This is a genomic window from Fenollaria massiliensis (genome assembly GCF_000312505.2).
In the GTDB taxonomy this organism is placed as follows: Bacteria; Bacillota; Clostridia; order Tissierellales; family Peptoniphilaceae; genus Fenollaria; species Fenollaria massiliensis.
The window spans coordinates 76,249-97,511 of sequence record NZ_HG326225.1 but is presented as its reverse complement, the minus strand read 5'-3'; the positions used below and the strand labels follow the sequence as shown (position 1 = coordinate 97,511).

Here is a 21,263-nt window from a genome sequence, read left to right as displayed (position 1 = left end):
ACAAAAATGTTCTAATAATATTATTTGAAATATGAATAATATTTTCTAATAATTATTTAAAAAATACTATTGACAGAACATAAAAGAACTGATATAATATATTTAAACAGTTCGAATATGAACTAAAAAAGTAAGTTATTTAAATTAGTGCTCGTCCTAATTATCTTAGGAATGTAGAATCTTACAATAAAATTGAAAGGAGGACTATATGAACAGTATTTTTATGAATGCAAAAGAAGTACAAGAATTCCTAGATATTAGTAGAACAACAGCATATCAAATTATTAATGATATGAATCGAGATCTTATAGAACTAGGATATAGAGTACAAAGAGGAAAAGTTAATAGAAGATATTTTATGGAAAAATATTGTTATGGATCTAAAGAAGTAAAGGAGGCATAAAATGCCAGCGTTTAGAGATGAAAGCGGAAACAAAACTTGGTTTTGCAAATTTAATTACACAAATTGGAGGGGCGAAAAACTAGTAAAGAAAAAAAGGGGGTTTAAAACAAAAAAAGAAGCTAATAATTGGGAAAAAGAATTCTTAAATCAGTACGCTGATTCTATTGATATGACATTTAGAGAGTTTTTCGAGCTATATAAAAGAGATAAAAAGCCACGTGTTAAAGAAAATACATGGCGAACTAAGGAATACATTGTAGATAATAAAATAATGCCATATTTTGCAAATTTATCAATGAAAGATATAAATAAAGTAACAATTATACAGTGGCAAAATGAGTTAATGAAAATTAAAGATGACAGAGGTAATAAATATTCTAATACTTATCTTAGAACAATTCATGCTCAATTTAGTAGTATACTAAATCATGCTTGCAGATACTATAACTTAAAAACTAATGTTGCTAGAGATGTAGGATCAATAGGAGAAAAAGATTCAGGAGAAATGCTTTTTTGGACACAGGATGAGTATGAATTATTTGCTAATGTGATTAAAGATAAACCAGAATCATTTGTGGCTTTTGAGATATTGTATTGGTGTGGACTAAGATTAGGGGAACTTTTAGCTTTAACAGAAGAAAAATTTGATTTCGACACAAACTCTTTAACAATTAATGAGTCTTTGCAAAGAATTGATGGACAGAATATTATTACAGAACCTAAGACTAAGAAAAGCATAAGAACAATTGTTATGCCGGATTTTTTATCGGATGAAATTAAATCTTACTTGAAAGGGTTTTACAAATTAAAACCCAAAGATTTGATATTTAACTTTTCAAGAAGTTTTTTGCACCATGAAATGGATAGAGGTTCAAAAAAAGCAGACGTGAAAAGGATTAGAATACACGATTTGAGGCACTCTCATGTATCATTATTGATAGAGCTTGGTTTTTCTGCAACGGCAATAGCAAATAGAGTTGGGCATGAATCAATCGATATAACTTACCGATATGCACATTTATTCCCAAGCAAACAAAAAGAAATGGCTATTTCTTTAACACATCTTAGAGAGAAGACACAAAATAACTGGAATGAATTATTGGAGGATGATACCTATGTTTAGAAATAAGTATATGCAAAATTTAAAAGCTAAAAAGAAAGAAAAAGAGCCTAATATAAACAGAAAAAGAAATAAGATTTTAAATTTTAGAGTTTCAGAAGAAGAATATGATGTAATATGTAAAAAAATTGAACTTAGTGGGCTTAAAAAACAAGATTATTTTATCAGTATGCTATCTAATACCATGATTAATATTGTGCCTGACTATAGACTTGCTGATAGCATATCTAAAGAAATATTTCAATTAGCAAAAGTTATCAAAAAGTATGGGAAATTAGATGGAGAAGATAGCGACATTTTATTATATGTATTAGAAATTTATGAACAACTTAAAAAAGAAAAGAGCCTTTACTATAGCGAGTAAAGGCCCACACTCCTGTGAAGTGTTCTGTAGCAAGCTCATTATACCACAGGAGCTATATTTATACAAGCTAGGAGGTAAAAAAATGTTAAATAAGTGTAAATATTTGCTGGTGGAAATGAAAAAAAAGAAAAGGAAAGTAACTTGTAAAAAAGATGATGTAAATTATATTAAGTGTTTTAAAAATGTTATTAAGAATACTATAAAATTTATGAAATATACTCCTTGCGAATGCTCTAATTATAGGTTATTTAAAAAGTGGAGGTTTTATCATGAGTTATAGCAATTTAATATTTCCTGAAGCTGATAAAACATATTTAAATTCAGACCTTAAGATTAATGGAAATGGCACTGTAAATCAAAATGTAAATAATGTTATAACAACGATTTTAAATCCTAAATACTGTATTGAAAACAACATAATTGAAGGCAAAATTTTTCGTGATAGCTTTACAAAGGAGATTAAATTCCAAGGAAAAATTATAGGTGAAAAAAATATTAAACCAAATGAAATTCGTCTTTGGGATGATTCATTAAATAATAGGCTAGGCATTGAAATAGAAAAACAGTTTGGAATAAATTACAATTCTAATAAAATGTTAGAGGCAGTTAAATACGTTGCTAATAAGAATGAAATTAGTCCACCAGTACAGTATATTGAAAGTCTTGTTTGGAATGGAGATAAAAACGCCATAAGAAAATTGCTGCCAACTTATTTAGGGTCGGAGGATACAGACTTAAATAACTGGATTATGGAACATATGATTTTAGGTATAATAAAAAGAATATTTGAACCAGGATCTAAGTTTGATGAAATGATGGTACTTGTAGGTGGACAAGGTATAGGCAAATCTACATTCGCAAGATACCTTGCTCTAAAAGACGATTGGTTTTGCACTTTAGATACAATACAAGGAAAAGATTCTATAATGAATATGATGGGCAAAACAGTTGTAGAAATCGAAGAATTTGTTGCATTAAGAAATGCAAAATCTGCTAATGAGGCGAAATCTTTTTTATCAAAACTAAATGATAGAATTAGAATCCCTTATGAAAAATTTTCAAAAGATGTTCCAAGAACTTGTATATTTATAGGCACATTAAATGAAATAACTTTTCTTAATGATCATACAGGCGAGAGGAGATATCTTCCAGTTGCATGCAACAAAGATAAACGATTAAAACCAATTTATTTAGATAAAGATTTTCTAGGAGGAGCGTCCGAAGAAGATTATCTCAATACAATAAAAAAAGATTTTAGCCAGGCATTTGCGTTAGGGTATGAAATATATAAAAACAAATCTCACTCATGGACTTTGCCAGATGATTTTTTAAAAGACTTAAAAGAAGAACAAGAAAAATTTAAATACCTGAATCCAGATGTAGAAGAAATTCGATCTTTCTTAGAAGAATATAAAAGAAGTAGTGTAGAACCAAACATTACATGTTTTAAGGAATTACTTATGCAAGGATATCAAATTAAGTCAAAATCATTTTCAGAAATCATGTATAACTATTTTCCAGAATGGAATCCGATTCGTCTATCTAAAACTAAAAGAATATCGCCAAGTGGTGTATCAATCCCTGTAACTATGTATTATGAAAAGAAAATAAATTCTAATTTTGATTTTATAGAAATAGATAAAAAAAGCATACCTGAAGAATGGAAAAAAGATAATTAAAAAATAATAGGAGATTTAAATTTAAGTAAATTGTAATTTTGTAATTTGTAATTGTACTTTAAAAACTTTTCAAATAGAATTAATAAAAATAAAAGCTAGATAATATAAACATCTTAATAGGTAAAAAATAATTTATCAGATTTTAATAGTTTTAATTTTGCAAATTACAATTACAATTACATTTTCTGTTGAACAATTTATTGGTGTTTATTGTAAATATGTTAGTAGCAAGCACAGCAAGTGTCCGTACACTTGCGAAAAATTTGATTAAAAAACTTTCAAACTATGTTTATTTTTTAATAATTTTATGCATGTTAGGGAGAGCCCTAAGACCCCAATTAAGTAGGTAGTGAAAGGAGAATTTTATGAAAAACAGAGTTAGAAATGAACGATTAGAAATCAGATTGACAGAAAAAGAGCGAGACCTTTTTGAAGAGAAAATGAGAAAAGCTAAGTGCAAAACTATGAGCCATTTTATAAGAGAATGTGTTTTAGAAAAAGAAATTAATGTAGTTGATCTTAATCCGTTTAGAGATTTGCAATGGGAAATTTCTAAAGTGGGGAATAATATAAATCAGATTGCAAAAGTTGCAAATACAAACGCAGTTATTTATAAAAATGATGTAAAAAAGATGCAAGAAGATTTGAATAATTTATCAAAGAATTTATGTAAATTGTATTCACAGTTATTAAAAAACCCTAAGAAATTTGAAGGTAATAGTAAATAAATTTATAATGTAATATAAAAAGAGGTGGTAAGTTTAAATATAGAAATAAAAACTTTACCTATGCAATTAAAAGTATCAGCCTATGATTTTTTAAAGTTAAAGAAAATAAAGATGATATATTAGAAGCAATGAATTATGGAGAAATTTACGGTTCAATAAATTTTGCAGAAGTGATAGAAAAATATCCATCGAAACTGCTTGGGATTAAGAAGAAAATATTTAAGAATGGGAAAAGAAAAGCTTGGTTTTAAATTATAAAGCAAGTTTTATGCTCACTCTATTTTTAATCATATTTTAAGCGTAGCACGGCTTTTAAGAGTCTTTCCATATACTTAGCAGGCTAAGTATATAAAATCGAGATATGAGCGTTTTAGATAGCTTAAAATTAAAATGAGTAAAAAGGAGGTATGTTATGAATAAATTAGAGAGAATTCTTGACAAAATTGAGAAAGAAAATAAGAAAAAAGAGGATTCGGCTGAAAAAATTAAAGAGCTTAAGTTACAAGCTAAAGAACTTGAAAAAGAATTTGAAAGATTAAGCTAAATGTGCTATAATATATTCACAATTAACAGAGGATTGGGGGTTAATGTTTATCCTTTAGCTTAACCAGGAGCGTCGGAAATACCCGAGATAGCTAAAAACATCACCGTTACAATTTATCGGTGGACTCAAGGGCTAGTGAGGTTGTATTGCTAAAAAGCCAATAAAATTGACTAAGGAGTGATGAATCAGCATTACTCCTTTTTGATTTTTGCATTAGAAGTGTTTAGTTTATGTGAAACACAATTTTATTTGTTTGTTTGTAGTTGAAAGACTATCTTAGATGTGCTATAATATACTTACAATTAAAAGAGAATTGGGGGTTAATGTTTTATCCTTTAGCTTAACCGGGAGCGTCGGAAATACCCGAGATAGCGAAAAACATTACAGTTTAGATTTATCTGTAGACCCTAGCGTGGGAGATGGAGGTATCTTCGGAAACATGTTAAAAATCATATAGAGGAGCTATAATTATTTATAGTTCCTTTTTTATTTTGCTTAATAAGAAAAAAGAAGAAAAGGCTTGACAAATGTTAATAGTATATTGTACAATAGCACTAAAGTAAAAGAGAAGATATAGGAGGTATAGAAAATGAGCTTCGAGGAGAGTCTGAAAGAATACGAGGAGATTGGGATAGAGAGTCCGTTCGATCAATGCGAGGACACGGAGGAGATAGCGTACAAGATGAACGAGATAGTGGAGGACGAGCTACTAGCGGACGAGGAATTCCAAAAAAATCATGGAGTGAATTGGGCGATAATGAGGCTGGATTATCTGTCACTGGAACAAACGGACGAGAACTGGATGAAACTTCAAGAACTATATTGGGACAAGACCTTGATAGACCACTTGAAAGAGACGCAAGTGAGAGCAGAGAACTTCATCAAGACGGAAAAGCCGAGAATGATGAAAGCGTGGAAGATAGAGAGCGAGGACAGTCCTCAATATCCAGTGATGATGTCAGCACTGAGAGAGATGCTAATAAAGGAAATAATAGAAGAATAGATTTGGAGAAAGAAGCTAAAAGGCTTCTTTTTTTGTTGATCAAAACTTAAAAAACTTTCAAATCACGAATGAGGTTCTAGTTGAAAAACTAACTCCATCAGAAAGGCTCAAAAATAATATAGAGGCTATATCTACGTTAAATAAAATAAAATACTATCTGTGATATAGTAATCATCAAGAAGTGTAAAATATACATTTCTTGATGTGTACATCTTACATTTATAGAACTTTACAAATTAAATTTAAGGATAATGCGAAGTGCATAGAAAATTATTAATAACAATATAAAGCTAAATGTGATATAATGAAATAAATATATTTATAATAGTAATATAAAAATCAAGTTTTGATTTATTTTAAAATAAAGGAGTTGAGCAAATGTCAGTAGAGTGGGCAATGTTCTTTCTCACTTTAATAAACGTTGTTGCTTCTATAATTATATGCGTAGCTAATTTAAAATCGGCAAAGGCATCTATGAGACAAGTTAAAGAGATGAAAGTTCAGTTTGAAGAGAATACTAGACCATATATTGATGTTGAATTTGTGTTGATAAATAAGATATTTTTCGGGTTAAAATTCACAAATAATGGTAATAGAATTGCCAATAACATTAGTATAAATATATCAGATGAATTTATCAATGGATTAGAACCAGACTTTAAAAATCTTTTACAAAAAGAAAAAGGGAAAATATGCATTTTAGGAACACACCAAAGCTATTTATTATTTTTTGGAGCTAATAATTATATAAAGAAAGAACATAAAGAGCCTGCCAAAGGTGAAATAACTTATTGCTCAAATGGTAAAGTTTATAACAATAGTTTTAGTATAGATGTGCAAAATTATATGACTATATATACTGTAAATTCAATTGAAGATGATATAGTAAGTGCACTTAAAAAACAAAATGATCAATTAAAATCAATAAGTTGCTCTATTAACAATTTAGGTGTAAACATTAAAAAAATTATTGAAAAAGAATATCATTAATAAAAGTAAAACTGGAGGTATTAATATGGCGAAGTTACAATCCATTGAACCTAACATAGCTGATTTAGTAAATGGTTGGTTGAAGAGTTACGGTTTAGACTATAAACTAGAACAGGAAAGTTTGAATGATGAAATAGATAAAGCATTAAATGAGTATGCATCTAAAAGTGGAGGAGCTGGAGGAAATAGACCAGATGCTAAATTATTATTGCAAGATGAAGCCTTAAATTATTATCCTATTTTGATTGAATACAAGGGATATAAGGATAAATTAGTTAAACTAAATAAAGATGGAAATGTAGATAACACAACTAGCAAAAATGAACCAAACTATAAAAATATTAATTCTTATGCAGTTAACGGAGCTATTCATTATGCAAATGCAATACTACACTATACTTCTTATACAGATGTAATTTCTATAGGTGTTACTGGCTTCAAGAGATTAGATGGTTCAATAGAACATTCTATAGGGGTATATTATGTATCTAAAAATAATTTAGGCATAGGTCAAAAAGTTGATGATTACACAGATTTATCTTTCCTTAATAAAGATAACTTTAATGATTTTATAAAAAAGATTAATGAACTTAATTTATCTAATGATGAATTAGATAAATTAAGAGAGAAAAGAGAAAAAGAAATTGAGACATCTCTTACAAAGCTTAACAATGATATCTATAAAGAAGAAAAGGGCTTAAGTGAAAATGATAGGGTTTATCTAGTTTCTGCCTCTATTATGGCAACACTGGGCATAGCTGGAAAAGTTAGACCACTAGAAAAATCAGACCTTAAATCATCTACTGAAGAAGGAGATACAGATGGCGAAATTATCGTAAGAAAAATAGAAGCCTTCCTTAAAAATAAAAACTTAACAGAGAAAAAACAAAATCTTATTGTAAGAACACTAAAAAACACTTTATTATCAGAAAATATAAATAAACCATATAATGGAGAAAGTCAATTAAAGAGAATTTTTTGTAAAATTGTAGATGACTTAGGAATTTATTACAAAATTGGATTAACAACTGATTTTACAGGAAAGTTATTCAATGAAATGTATTCTTGGCTTGGTTTTAGCCAAGATAAATTAAATGATGTTGTTCTTACCCCATCCTATGTTGCACACCTGCTTGTTAAACTTGCAAGAGTTGACAAAGATTCTTATGTATGGGATTTTGCAACTGGTTCAGCAGGCCTATTAGTAGCAGCAATGAACGAAATGATGATTGATGCTAAAAACAAAATAAAATCGCCCCTAGAATTAGAGAGAAAAATCCTACAAATCAAGGCAGAACAATTGTTGGGTATAGAAATTTTGCCAAATATTTATATGCTTGCAATACTTAATATGATTCTTATGGGTGACGGTTCATCCAATATCATAAACCAAGACTCTCTTATAGATTTTGATGGGAGGTATGGCTTTGGCAAGGCTGATGAAGACTTTCCCGCTACAGCTTTTGTATTAAATCCACCTTATTCAGCTGATGGTTGTGGAATGATTTTTGTAAAAAAGGCCTTGTCTATGATGAATAAGGGATATGCTGCAATTATTATTCAAAGTTCTGCTGGAAGTGGAAAGGCTAAAGAATACAACAAAAAAATATTAGAAAACAATACACTAATAGCAAGTATAAGGATGCCTATTGATTTGTTTATGGGAAAATCAAGTGTACAGACCAATGTCTATGTGTTTAGGGTTGGAGAAGGTCATCAAAAAGATGATATAGTAAGGTTTATTGATTTTTCTAATGACGGATATACAAGGAGCAACAGGAAAAAAGCATCAAACAACCTAAGAGATACTGATAGAGCAAAGGAAAGATACCAAGAAGTGGTAGACCTAGTTAGGTTTGGCAAGTCAAAATTAAATATTTTTACTGAAGATGAATACTACGAAAGCAACATTGACCCAGAAAATGGAGCGGATTGGAATCAATCAGCACCAATTGATAAAAGGCCTACACTTGATGATTTTAAAAAAACAGTAGCAGACTTTCTGGTTTGGGAAGTATCAGCTGTTATGAAAAATGAAAGTGAGGCTCCATTCTTAAAAAAATAGATGCCTCACTAAACGAGAAACTCCAAAATGTTGAGTGGGGCGAATTTAGAGTTGGAGACTTATTTAATATTGAAAAAACATCAAGCTTTAATTCTGATAAATTAGTAGATGGTAAAGAATATGATTATATAACAAGAACATCCTACAATCAGGGAGTATTACAAACGACAGGATTTATAAATGAAGAGAATATCAATTTAGCTGGTAATTGGAGCTTGGGATTGTTACAAATGGACTTTTTTTAATTTAAAAATAGCATAAAAATCTAGTTATCCGCATAAAAACTGGACTTATCACACTTTATCAAGGTCAAAACCACTCAATTTACTACTAATTTACTACTTATGAATGAGCTTTGATACGACGATTTATCCTTGAAAAGTGAAGATATAAAGATACTTCCAATAAAATTTGAATATTTAATAGGTAGACACTTCAAAAAATGAGGTGTCTATTTTTTTACCCGATTTTGAAAGGAAGTGAACTTATGAAAACAAAAAATCAAGAATCAAAAGGTCGTTCCCCACTCTTTAAGACCATCAAACATTCATTCAGCCAATAAAAAAGAAAGGATAGGTAAAAATATGGAACTTAAATTTGTGATTCCCAACATGGAAAAAACATTCGGCAATTTAGAATTTGCTGGCGAGGATAAAGTCGTTCAGCGAAGAATCAACGGACGGCTAACTGTCTTATCAAGAAGCTATAATCTCTATTCTGATGTTCAAAGAGCAGATGATATTGTGGTGGTGCTTCCTGCTGAAGCTGGCGAAAAACATTTCGGCTTTGAGGAACGTGTGAAGTTAGTCAATCCACGTATTACCGCAGAGGGCTACAAAATCGGCACTCGTGGTTTTACAAATTACCTTTTACATGCTGACGACATGATAAAAGAATAAAGAAAGAGAGGAAAAATGATGAGATTAGCAAATGGCATTGTATTAGATAAAGACACGACTTTTGGAGAATTGAAATTCTCTGCTCTACGTCGTGAAGTGAGAATCCAAAATGAAGACGGGTCGGTTTCAGATGAAATCAAGGAACGTACCTATGACTTAAAATCCAAAGGACAAGGACGCATGATTCAAGTAAGTATTCCTGCCAGCGTGCCTTTGAAAGAGTTTGATTATAACGCACGGGTGGAACTTATCAATCCCATTGCGGACACCGTTGCTACTGCCACCTATCAAGGAGCAGATGTTGACTGGTATATCAAGGCAGACGATATTGTGCTGACAAAGGATTCTAGTTCATTCAAAGCTCAACCACAAGCAAAGAAAGAACCGACACAAGACAAATAGTCGCTAGGTAGAAAGGAGACTTTTTCGCATGAAACAGCGTGGTAAAAGGATTCGCCCATCTGGTAAAGATTTAGTCTTTCATTTTACGATAGCGTCACTCCTGCCTGTTTTCCTGCTGGTTGTCGGACTGTTTCATGTGAAGACAATCCAGCAGATCAACTGGCAGGATTTTAACCTATCACAAGCAGATAAGATTGACATTCCCTATTTAATTATCAGTTTCAGTGTCGCAATTCTTATCTGCTTGCTGGTAGCGTTTGTATTCAAACGGGTTCGCTATGATACGGTTAAACAACTTTACCACCGTCAAAAACTGGCAAAGATGATACTTGAAAACAAGTGGTATGAATCTGAACAGGTCAAAACAGAGGGTTTCTTTAAAGATAGTGCTGGTCGTACAAAGGAAAAGATAACCTACTTCCCTAAAATGTATTATCGACTTAAAAATGGCTTGATACAGATACGGGTGGAAATCACGCTGGGAAAATATCAAGACCAACTCTTACACTTGGAAAAGAAATTAGAGAGTGGCTTGTACTGTGAGCTGACGGATAAAGAGTTAAAGGATTCCTATGTGGAATATACTTTGCTCTATGACACCATAGCCAGTCGTATTTCTATTGATGAAGTAGAAGCTAAAGATGGTAAACTTCGCTTAATGAAAAACGTATGGTGGGAATATGATAAGCTCCCTCATATGTTGATTGCTGGTGGTACAGGTGGCGGTAAAACTTACTTTATACTGACACTGATTGAAGCCTTGCTTCATACAGATTCAAAACTGTATATTCTTGACCCGAAAAATGCTGATCTTGCGGACTTAGGTTCTGTGATGGCAAATGTCTACTATAGAAAAGAAGACTTGCTTTCTTGCATTGAAACATTCTATGAAGAAATGATGAAACGTAGTGAGGAAATGAAGCAGATGAAGAACTATAAGACTGGCAAAAATTATGCTTACTTAGGTCTCCCGGCACACTTCTTAATCTTTGATGAATACGTCGCTTTCATGGAAATGCTGGGAACAAAAGAAAACACCGCAGTTATGAATAAGCTGAAACAGATTGTCATGTTAGGTCGTCAAGCTGGCTTCTTTCTAATACTGGCTTGTCAACGTCCAGACGCAAAATATTTAGGCGACGGAATCCGTGATCAGTTTAATTTCAGAGTGGCTTTAGGTCGTATGTCTGAAATGGGCTATGGCATGATGTTTGGCAGTGACGTACAAAAGGATTTCTTCTTAAAGCGAATCAAAGGTCGTGGCTATGTTGATGTAGGAACAAGTGTCATATCAGAGTTTTATACTCCCCTTGTACCAAAAGGATATGATTTCTTGGAGGAAATTAAAAAGTTATCCAACAGCAGACAGTCCACGCAGGCGACGTGCGAAGCGGAAGTCGCAGGTGTGGACTGATCTTGCTGGCTGGTGTGGCAATAGCCACGCCAGCACTTAACCCCCCGTATCTAACAGGGGGGTACAAATCGACAGGAAACAGTCAAAAAAACATTAGAAAATCCTTTGGTTACAAGGGATTTACAAAATTTCAGCGTATGTCAAATGGGCTTTAAAAGTTGACATACGCCTTTTTGATTGGAGGGATTTTTACTGAATGAACAAACTTGGTTACAGCATTTAAAAGAAAAACGCTTGGCTTATGGACTATCTCAAAACCGTTTAGCTGTTGCGACTGGTATTACAAGGCAGTATCTAAGCGATATTGAAACAGGAAAAGTCAAGCCATCAGAGGATTTACAGCAGTCCCTTTGGGAAGCTCTGGAACGCTTCAATCCCGACGCTCCCCTTGAAATGCTGTTTGATTATGTAAGAATTCGCTTTCCGACAACAGACGTACAGCAGGTGGTCGAAAACATCTTACAACTGAAACTGTCCTATTTTCTTCATGAGGACTATGGTTTCTATTCTTATTCAGAGCATTATGCTTTAGGCGACATATTCGTCCTTTGCTCCCATGAACTGGACAAAGGAGTTCTGGTGGAATTGAAAGGTCGTGGGTGCAGACAATTTGAAAGCTATCTTCTGGCACAACAAAGAAGCTGGTATGAGTTCTTTATGGACGTTTTGGTGGCTGGCGGTGTGATGAAACGCCTTGACCTTGCCATTAACGATAAGACAGGGATTTTAAATATCCCTGTACTCACTGAAAAGTGCCAACAGGAAGAATGTATCTCCGTCTTCCGCAGTTTTAAAAGCTATCGCAGTGGCGAACTGGTACGCAAAGAGGAAAAGGAATGTATGGGAAACACCCTCTATATCGGTTCATTACAAAGTGAAGTTTATTTCTGTATCTATGAAAAGGACTACGAGCAGTACAAGAAAAATGATATTCCCATTGAAGACGCAGAAGTAAAAAACCGTTTTGAGATTCGATTGAAAAATGAGCGTGCCTATTATGCAGTCCGTGATTTACTCGTCTATGACAATCCAGAGCATACCGCCTTTAAAATTATCAATCGGTATATCCGTTTTGTAGATAAAGACGATTCCAAACCTCGTTCTGATTGGAAACTGAATGAAGAATGGGCTTGGTTTATTGGGAACAATCGTGAACGATTAAAACTAACCACAAAACCAGAGCCTTACTCCTTCCAAAGGACGCTGAACTGGCTATCTCATCAAGTTGCCCCGACCTTAAAGGTTGCGATTAAACTTGATGAAATCAACCAGACGCAGGTTGTAAAAGACATTCTCGACCATGCGAAACTGACAGACCGACACAAGCAGATTTTGAAGCAACAGTCAGTAAAAGAACAGGACGTGATAACAACAAAAAAATAACTCAAATACAAATTCATTGAATATAGAGAGGAGAACATTTTTATGAATTTTGGACAAAACCTTTATAACTGGTTTCTATCAAACGCTCAATCACTGGTGCTTTTAGCAATCGTTGTGATTGGCTTGTATCTTGGCTTCAAGCGTGAGTTTAGCAAACTGATTGGCTTTTTAATTATTGCGATTATTGCGGTTGGCTTAGTCTTCAACGCTGCTGGAGTAAAAGACATTTTACTAGAGCTATTCAATCGCATTATTGGTGCTTAAATAAAACCGTTCTTTTGTGGAATATAAGTGGTTTTCTTATGTTCCGCAAAGGAATGGTACACCAAACGAAGTGCGGTAGGGATTTTTGAATCTCTACAAAGAAAGGACGTGAATATATGGACGATATGCAAGTCTATATTGCGAATTTAGGCAAATACAATGAGGGCGAATTGGTCGGTGCGTGGTTTACCTTTCCCATTGACTTTGAGGAAGTCAAAGAGAAAATCGGCTTGAATGATGAATATGAGGAATACGCCATTCATGACTACGAGTTACCCTTTACGGTTGACGAATACACTTCCATTGGCGAACTCAATCGACTATGGGAAATGGTATCGGAATTACCCGAAGAATTACAATCGGAGCTATCTGCTCTGCTCACTCATTTTTCAAGCATTGAAGAACTAAGCGAACATCAAGAGGATATTATCATTCATTCCGATTGTGATGATATGTATGACGTGGCACGCTACTACATTGAAGAAACGGGTGCTTTAGGCGAAGTACCAGCTAGTCTTCAAAACTATATTGATTATCAAGCCTATGGTCGGGATTTAGACCTTTCAGGAACGTTTATCTCAACCAATCATGGGATTTTTGAAATCGTCTATTAAATCTGTCGGTACATTACTACTGGCAGATTTTCTATTTTACGGGGTGGCTCAATCAGCTACCCCTATTTTTTATGAAAGGATTGATTACATGAAGAAAATACGAAGCTATACCAGTATCTGGTCTGTGGAAAAGGTACTGTATTCTATCAATGATTTTAGACTTCCGTTTCCCATAACCTTTACGCAAATGACATGGTTTGTCGTGTCACTCTTTGCAGTGATGATACTTGGCAACTTGCCCCCTCTTTCCATGATAGAGGGAGCATTTCTCAAATACTTTGGGATTCCTGTGGCTTTCACATGGTTTATGTCTACAAAAACTTTTGATGGTAAAAAGCCTTATGGATTTTTGAAGTCTGTCATTGCTTATGCACTGCGACCAAAGCTGACCTATGCAGGAAAAAAGTAACGCTTGGCAGAAACCAGCCACAAGAAGCCATTACAGCAGTTAGGAGTGAATTTTATGGCATATCCAATTAAATACATTGAAAACAATCTCGTCTGGAATAAAGACGGGGAATGTTATGCTTACTATGAGCTTGTTCCTTACAATTACTCATTTCTAAGTCCAGAACAGAAAATACAAGTGCATGATTCTTTCAGACAGCTTATCGCACAAAATCGTGATGGCAAAATTCATGCTTTACAAATCAGTACAGAATCCAGCATACGTTCTGCACAAGAGCGTTCCAAAAATGAAGTCACTGGCAAGCTCAAAGCGGTTGCCTATGACAAAATCGACCAACAGACAGACGCTTTAATATCCATGATTGGCGAAAATCAAGTGAACTACCGTTTCTTTATCGGCTTTAAGTTGCTTCTCAACGATCAGGAGTTTTCTATGAAAAGTCTTACCGTTGAAGCAAAAAATGCTTTGTCTGATTTTGTCTATGATGTGAACCATAAGCTGATGGGCGATTTTGTTAGTATGAGTAATGATGAAATCCTGCGTTTTCAGAAGATGGAAAAGCTCTTAGAAAATAAAATCTCTCGTCGTTTCAAAATCCGCAGGTTAGATAAGGACGACTTCGGCTATCTGATTGAACACCTTTACGGACAGACAGGCACTGCCTATGAAGAGTATGAGTACCATCTATCAAAGAAAAAGCTGGATAATGAAACGCTGATTAAATACTATGACTTGATTAAGCCTACTCGCTGTTTGGTGGAAGAAAAACAGCGATATTTGAAAATCCAGCAGGAAGATGAAACCGTCTATGTAGCTTACTTTACCATTAACAGCATTGTCGGAGAACTGGACTTCCCGTCCTCTGAAATCTTCTACTACCAGCAACAGCAATTTACATTCCCGATTGATACGTCAATGAATGTGGAAATTGTAGCGAATCGTAAAGCCCTATCTACTGTCCGCAATAAAAAGAAAGAACTGAAAGACTTGGATAACCACGCTTGGCAAAGTGATAATGAAACCAGCTCCAATGTGGCGGAAGCTCTGGAAAGTGTGAATGAGCTGGAAACCAATTTAGACCAAAGCAAGGAATCTATGTACAAGCTGTCTTATGTGGTAAGGGTATCAGCAAATGATCTTGACGAACTCAAACGTCGTTGTAATGAAGTGAAAGATTTTTATGACGATTTAAGCGTAAAACTGGTACGACCATTTGGGGATATGCTCGGCTTACATGAAGAATTTTTACCTGCCAGCAAGCGTTATATGAATGATTATATTCAATACGTGACCTCTGATTTCCTCGCTGGTTTAGGTTTTGGTGCTACTCAAATGCTGGGGGAAAATGAGGGGATTTATGTTGGCTACAGCTTAGATACTGGACGCAATGTCTATCTGAAACCTGCTCTTGCCAGTCAAGGGGTTAAGGGTTCAGTAACCAATGCGTTAGCGTCGGCTTTTGTTGGTTCGCTGGGTGGTGGTAAATCCTTTGCGAATAACCTTATCGTCTATTATGCGGTGCTTTATGGGGCACAAGCAGTGATTGTAGACCCAAAAGCAGAACGTGGCAGATGGAAAGAAACCTTGCCAGAGATTTCCCATGAAATCAATATCGTCACTCTGACTTCTGATGAGAAAAACAAAGGCTTACTTGACCCTTATGTGATTATGAAAAATCCCAAAGATTCTGAATCACTGGCTATTGATATTCTGACATTCCTTACGGGGATTTCCTCTCGTGATGGGGAACGCTTCCCAATCCTTAGAAAAGCCATTCGTGCAGTAACCAATAGTGAAGTACGAGGGTTGATGAAAGTGATTGAGGAATTACGGGTTGAGAATACGCCACTAAGTACCAGTATAGCCGACCATATCGAAAGTTTTACAGACTATGACTTTGCACATTTATTATTCAGTAATGGTTATGTGGAGCAGTCTATCAGCTTAGAAAAACAACTGAACATTATACAGGTTGCGGACTTGGTACTTCCCGACAAGGAAACTTCCTTTGAGGAATATACCACTATGGAGCTTTTATCCGTTGCTATGCTGATTGTCATTAGTACCTTTGCTTTAGACTTTATCCATACAGACCGAAGCATTTTCAAGATTGTAGATTTAGACGAAGCATGGAGCTTTTTACAGGTAGCACAAGGAAAAACACTATCTATGAAGCTGGTTCGGGCTGGTCGTGCTATGAACGCTGGGGTATATTTCGTGACCCAAAATACAGACGACCTCTTAGATGAAAAACTGAAAAATAACCTCGGCTTAAAATTTGCATTTCGTTCCACTGACCTTAACGAGATTAAAAAGACCTTAGCCTTTTTTGGTGTAGACCCAGAGGACGAAAACAATCAGAAGCGATTGCGTGATTTGGAAAACGGGCAATGCCTTATCAGTGATTTATATGGTCGTGTCGGTGTGATACAGTTCCACCCTGTATTTGAAGAACTGCTCCATGCCTTTGATACCAGACCACCTGTGCGAAAAGAGGTGTAAATGTGAAACCATCAATAGTAAACAGAATAAAATCAAACTGGACGCTGAAACGTCTAGGTAAAGTGGCAATGACAGTGGCTTTCACACTTGTGATTGCCATTTTTCTTTTAGCCATGCTGGGAACGGTGGTTCAAGCTGCGGGCTTGGTAGATGATACGGTCAATGTGGCAAATGAATACAGCCGATACCCACTTGAAAACTATCAACTGGATTTTTATGTGGATAATAGCTGGGGCTGGCTTCCGTGGAACTGGTCGGACGGGATTGGAAAACAGGTCATGTATGGACTATATGCCATTACCAATTTTATTTGGACAATCAGTTTGTATGTTTCCAATGCGACAGGTTACTTAGTACAGGAAGCCTATTCCTTAGACTTCATTTCCGCTACAGCAGATTCCATTGGTAAGAATATGCAGACCTTAGCTGGTGTGAGTGCAAACGGATTTTCAACAGAGGGTTTCTATGTTGGATTCCTCTTACTCTTGATTTTGGTTCTTGGGGTTTATGTTGCCTATACGGGACTGATAAAGAGAGAAACCACAAAGGCAATTCATGCCATTATGAATTTTGTGCTGGTGTTTATCCTATCGGCTTCCTTTATTGCCTACGCTCCCGACTACATTAAAAAAATCAATGACTTTTCATCAGACATCAGTAATGCCAGTTTATCACTTGGCACGAAGATTGTCATGCCCCATTCCGATAGTCAAGGCAAGGACAGCGTGGACTTAATCAGAGATAGCCTGTTTTCCATACAGGTTCAGCAACCGTGGCTACTGCTTCAATACAACAGTTCAGACATTGAAAGTATCGGTATTGACCGTGTGGAAAGCCTGCTCTCCACCAGCCCAGATTCCAACAATGGCGAAGACAGAGAAAAAATTGTTGCGGAAGAAATTGAAGACAGAAGCAATACCAATCTAACCATTACAAAGACCATTAACCGTTTAGGTACAGTCTTCTTCCTATTTGTCTTCAATATTGGGATTTCCATATTTGTATTCCTATTAACAGGAATCATGATTTTCTCGCAGGTACTTTTTATCATCTATGCTATGTTTCTGCCTGTGAGCTTTATTTTAAGCATGATTCCATCATTTGATGGTATGTCAAAACGAGCCATAACAAAGCTCTTTAATACCATTTTGACACGAGCTGGAATCACATTGATTATTACGACAGCATTTAGTATTTCAACCATGCTCTATACCTTATCGGCTGGTTATCCGTTCTTTTTGATTGCTTTTCTACAGATTGTGACCTTTGCAGGAATCTACTTCAAGCTGGGCGATTTAATGAGTATGTTTTCTCTACAGAGTAACGATTCTCAAAGTGTGGGAAGTCGTGTGATGAGAAAACCTCGTATGCTTATGCACGCTCACATGCACCGTCTACAGCGGAAACTTGGACGTTCCATGACTACTCTAGGGGCTGGGTCTGCCATTGTTACAGGTAAAAAAGGACAGTCGGGTTCGGGGAGTTCTGCAAGGACACAAGCAGATCACTCCCGACCAGACGGAAAGGAAAAATCAACACTTGGAAAACGTATCGGTCAAACCATCGGTACAGTAGCTGATACCAAAGACAGAATGGTAGACACTGCTAGTGGTTTGAAAGAACAGGTTAAAGATTTGCCGACCAATGCAAGATATGCAGTATATCAAGGAAAATCCAAAGTAAAAGAGAATGTCCGTGATTTAACCAGTAGTATTTCTCAAACCAAAGCGGACAGAGCCAGTGGACGCAAGGAACAGCAGGAACAAAGGCGAAAAACCATTGCGAAGCGTCGCTCTGAAATGGAACAGGTCAAACAGAAAAAACAGCCTGCTTCTTCTGTTCATGAAAGACCGACTACAAGACAAGAACAATATCATGATGAACAGACCTCAAAACAGTCTAATATTCAGACTTCATATAAGGAATCTCAACAAGCCAAACAAGAGCGTCCAGCAGTTAAGTCCGATTTTTCAAGTCCAAAAGTGGAACGCCAAGGCAATACCGTTCAAGAAAAAACCGTTCAAAAGCCAGCAACTTCAACCACTACAGCAGATAGAACTTCACAACGTCCAATCACAAAAGAACGTCCGTCTACTGTTCAAAGAGTACCACTACAAAATACAAGAAGTAGACCACCAATCAAAACCGCCACCATTAAGAAAGTCGGTAAGAAACCATGAAGTTGAAAACTTTAGTGATTGGTGGTTCTGGATTATTCTTGATGGTCTTCTCACTGCTTCTGTTTGTTGCCATTTTATTTTCAGATGAACAGGACAGCGGAATTTCCAATATTCATTATGGAGGTGTGAATGTTTCCGCAGAAGTGCTGGCTCATAAGCCTATGGTAGAAAAATATGCCAAAGAATATGGCGTTGAAGAATATGTCAACATACTTCTTGCGATTATACAGGTGGAATCGGGCGGTACTGCGGAAGATGTTATGCAGTCCTCGGAATCCCTCGGTCTTCCACCTAATTCATTGAGTACAGAAGAATCCATTAAGCAAGTTGTGAAGTATTTCAGTGAATTATTAGCCAGTAGCGAAAGGCTCAGTGTAGATTTAGAATCGGTTATCCAGTCCTACAATTATGGTGGTGGTTTCTTAGGGTATGTGGCTAATCGTGGAAATAAATATACCTTTGAACTGGCTCAAAGTTTCTCAAAAGAGTATTCAGGTGGCGAAAAAGTGTCTTACCCCAATCCCATAGCCATACCTATCAATGGGGGCTGGCGATACAACTATGGCAATATGTTTTATGTGCAACTGGTAACGCAGTATCTTGTCACAACAGAGTTTGATGATGATACGGTACAAGCCATCATGGACGAAGCACTGAAATATGAGGGCTGGCGATACGTTTACGGTGGAGCTTCCCCGACTACTTCTTTTGATTGTAGCGGACTGACACAATGGACGTATGGAAAAGCTGGAATTAACTTACCACGAACCGCACAACAGCAATATGATGTGACCCAGCATATCCCACTATCGGAAGCACAAGCTGGCGATTTGGTTTTCTTTCATTCTACCTATAACGCTGGCTCTTATATTACTCATGTTGGGATATACCTTGGCAATAACCGTATGTTTCATGCAGGCGACCCAATCGGTTATGCCGACTTAACAAGCCCCTACTGGCAACAGCATTTAGTGGGAGCAGGACGAATCAAACAATGAGAAAGGAAGATTTAATGATGAAATTTAGAAAAAATCAGAATAAAGAAAAACAGATACCAAAGGAAAAGAAACCTCGTGTCTACTATAAGGTCAATCCTCATAAAAAGGTTGTGATTGCCTTGTGGGTACTTTTAGGGCTTAGTTTCAGCTTTGCGATATTCAAGCACTTTACAGCTATAGATACTCATACTATTCACGAAACAACTATCATAGAAAAGGAATACGTTGATACTCATCATGTAGAAAATTTTGTAGAGAACTTTGCGAAAGTCTACTATTCATGGGAGCAATCCGATAAGTCCATTGATAATCGAATGGAAAGTCTAAAAGGCTATCTGACAGATGAACTTCAAGCTCTCAATGTTGATACAGTACGCAAAGATATTCCTGTATCGTCTTCTGTAAGAGGATTTCAGATATGGACGGTAGAGCCAACTGGCGACAATGAGTTTAATGTAACCTACAGTGTAGACCAGCTCATTACAGAGGGAGAAAATACAAAGACCGTCCACTCTGCTTATATAGTGAGTGTCTATGTAGATGGTTCTGGAAATATGGTACTGGTTAAGAATCCGACCATTACCAACATACCTAAGAAATCAAGTTATAAACCAAAAGCCATTGAAAGTGAGGGGACGGTTGATTCCATTACAACCAATGAAATCAATGAGTTTTTAACGACGTTCTTCAAGCTCTATCCTACAGCGACAGCCAGTGAACTTTCCTACTATGTGAATGACGGGATATTAAAACCAATCGGAAAAGAGTACATCTTTCAAGAACTGGTAAATCCTATTCACAATCGTAAGGATAATCAAGTCACGGTATCGCTGACAGTGGAGTATATCGACCAGCAGACCAAAGCAACGCAGGTATCTCAATTTGATTTGGTACTTGAAAAGAACGGGAGTAATTGGAAGATTATAGAATAACAAATATTGGTACATTATTACAGCTATTTTGTAATCACGTACTCTCTTTGATAAAAAATTGGAGATTCCTTGACAAATATGCTCTTACGTGCTATTATTTAAGTATCTATTTAAAAGGAGTTAATAAATATGCGGCAAGGTATTCTTAAATAAACTGTCAATTTGATAGTGGGAACAAATAATTGGATGTCCTTTTTTAGGAGGGCTTAGTTTTTTGTACCCAGTTTAAGAATACCTTTATCATGTGATTCTAAAGTATCCAGAGAATATCTGTATGCTTTGTATACCTATGGTTATGCATAAAAATCCCACGTGAGTAAAGTAATTAATTACTACTACGGTAGTTTTAGTTTAGTTCCGTTTTCGGGTT

Annotated in this window: 21 protein-coding genes; all 21 read left to right on the top strand. The window is 35.4% G+C overall.

Annotated features, from left to right (window positions below):
• Positions 1–208: 208 nt before the first annotated feature.
• The 21 genes from BN30_RS02240 (at position 209) to BN30_RS02140 (ending at position 20,893) form a co-directional block, all read left to right on the top strand.
• Positions 209–403, top strand: a complete 195-nt coding sequence (locus BN30_RS02240; RefSeq protein WP_019213895.1) for a hypothetical protein — start codon at positions 209–211, stop codon at positions 401–403.
• A gap of 1 nt (position 404) precedes the next feature.
• Positions 405–1,526: a site-specific integrase gene (locus BN30_RS02235; RefSeq protein ID WP_019213894.1), complete on the top strand. Its 1,122-nt coding sequence runs from the start codon at positions 405–407 to the stop codon at positions 1,524–1,526.
• Complete coding sequence (locus BN30_RS02230; protein ID WP_019213893.1) at positions 1,519–1,887, top strand: plasmid mobilization protein; 369 nt, start codon at positions 1,519–1,521, stop codon at positions 1,885–1,887. Before BN30_RS02235 ends, BN30_RS02230 begins: the two co-directional genes overlap by 8 nt.
• Positions 1,888–2,156: 269 nt before the next feature.
• Positions 2,157–3,566 carry a VapE domain-containing protein gene (locus tag BN30_RS02220; protein ID WP_019213891.1) on the top strand — a complete coding sequence of 470 codons (1,410 nt, stop codon included), beginning with the start codon at positions 2,157–2,159 and terminating at the stop codon, positions 3,564–3,566.
• A gap of 365 nt (positions 3,567–3,931) precedes the next feature.
• Entirely contained in the window at positions 3,932–4,294 is a 363-nt protein-coding gene (locus BN30_RS02215; RefSeq protein WP_019213890.1) for a plasmid mobilization protein, read from the top strand.
• A 412-nt stretch (positions 4,295–4,706) separates the two neighbouring features.
• Positions 4,707–4,838: a hypothetical protein gene (locus BN30_RS10375; protein WP_019213889.1), complete on the top strand. Its 132-nt coding sequence runs from the start codon at positions 4,707–4,709 to the stop codon at positions 4,836–4,838.
• A gap of 589 nt (positions 4,839–5,427) precedes the next feature.
• Entirely contained in the window at positions 5,428–5,841 is a 414-nt protein-coding gene (locus BN30_RS02205) for a hypothetical protein (RefSeq protein ID WP_019213888.1), read from the top strand.
• Between the two features lie 378 nt (positions 5,842–6,219).
• The gene (locus BN30_RS02200) at positions 6,220–6,831 is read left to right on the top strand and encodes a hypothetical protein (protein ID WP_019213887.1); all 612 of its coding nucleotides are present in this window, start codon (positions 6,220–6,222) and stop codon (positions 6,829–6,831) included.
• 25 nt (positions 6,832–6,856) lie between these two features.
• Positions 6,857–8,896: an HsdM family class I SAM-dependent methyltransferase gene (locus tag BN30_RS02195; RefSeq protein WP_019213886.1), complete on the top strand. Its 2,040-nt coding sequence runs from the start codon at positions 6,857–6,859 to the stop codon at positions 8,894–8,896.
• Positions 8,881–9,141 (top strand): restriction endonuclease subunit S, encoded by a 261-nt coding sequence (locus BN30_RS10535; protein WP_084691357.1) that lies wholly within the window; start codon positions 8,881–8,883, stop codon positions 9,139–9,141. Before BN30_RS02195 ends, BN30_RS10535 begins: the two co-directional genes overlap by 16 nt.
• A gap of 339 nt (positions 9,142–9,480) precedes the next feature.
• A complete protein-coding gene (locus BN30_RS02190; protein WP_000420682.1) occupies positions 9,481–9,795 on the top strand; it encodes a YdcP family protein in 315 nt (104 codons plus the stop codon).
• 18 nt (positions 9,796–9,813) lie between these two features.
• Positions 9,814–10,197, top strand: coding sequence for a YdcP family protein (locus tag BN30_RS02185; protein ID WP_001234286.1), 384 nt, complete (start codon positions 9,814–9,816; stop codon positions 10,195–10,197).
• Between the two features lie 28 nt (positions 10,198–10,225).
• A complete protein-coding gene (locus BN30_RS02180) occupies positions 10,226–11,611 on the top strand; it encodes an FtsK/SpoIIIE domain-containing protein (RefSeq protein ID WP_000813488.1) in 1,386 nt (461 codons plus the stop codon).
• Between the two features lie 192 nt (positions 11,612–11,803).
• Positions 11,804–12,994, top strand: coding sequence for a MobT family relaxase (gene mobT, locus BN30_RS02175; protein ID WP_191619837.1), 1,191 nt, complete (start codon positions 11,804–11,806; stop codon positions 12,992–12,994).
• A gap of 42 nt (positions 12,995–13,036) precedes the next feature.
• A complete protein-coding gene (locus BN30_RS02170; protein ID WP_001009056.1) occupies positions 13,037–13,258 on the top strand; it encodes a hypothetical protein in 222 nt (73 codons plus the stop codon).
• Between the two features lie 116 nt (positions 13,259–13,374).
• Positions 13,375–13,872, top strand: a complete 498-nt coding sequence (locus BN30_RS02165) for an antirestriction protein ArdA (protein ID WP_000342539.1) — start codon at positions 13,375–13,377, stop codon at positions 13,870–13,872.
• 88 nt (positions 13,873–13,960) lie between these two features.
• Positions 13,961–14,281 carry a conjugal transfer protein gene (locus BN30_RS02160; protein ID WP_425604046.1) on the top strand — a complete coding sequence of 107 codons (321 nt, stop codon included), beginning with the start codon at positions 13,961–13,963 and terminating at the stop codon, positions 14,279–14,281.
• A 54-nt stretch (positions 14,282–14,335) separates the two neighbouring features.
• Complete coding sequence (gene tcpF, locus BN30_RS02155) at positions 14,336–16,783, top strand: conjugal transfer ATPase TcpF (RefSeq protein ID WP_000331160.1); 2,448 nt, start codon at positions 14,336–14,338, stop codon at positions 16,781–16,783.
• A gap of 14 nt (positions 16,784–16,797) precedes the next feature.
• Positions 16,798–18,963, top strand: coding sequence for a CD3337/EF1877 family mobilome membrane protein (locus BN30_RS02150; RefSeq protein ID WP_430516984.1), 2,166 nt, complete (start codon positions 16,798–16,800; stop codon positions 18,961–18,963).
• Positions 18,960–19,961 carry a bifunctional lytic transglycosylase/C40 family peptidase gene (locus tag BN30_RS02145; RefSeq protein ID WP_019213885.1) on the top strand — a complete coding sequence of 334 codons (1,002 nt, stop codon included), beginning with the start codon at positions 18,960–18,962 and terminating at the stop codon, positions 19,959–19,961. The genes BN30_RS02150 and BN30_RS02145 overlap by 4 nt, the downstream gene beginning before the upstream one ends.
• Positions 19,958–20,893 carry a conjugal transfer protein gene (locus BN30_RS02140; RefSeq protein ID WP_001224320.1) on the top strand — a complete coding sequence of 312 codons (936 nt, stop codon included), beginning with the start codon at positions 19,958–19,960 and terminating at the stop codon, positions 20,891–20,893. The genes BN30_RS02145 and BN30_RS02140 overlap by 4 nt, the downstream gene beginning before the upstream one ends.
• Positions 20,894–21,263 lie beyond the last annotated feature (370 nt).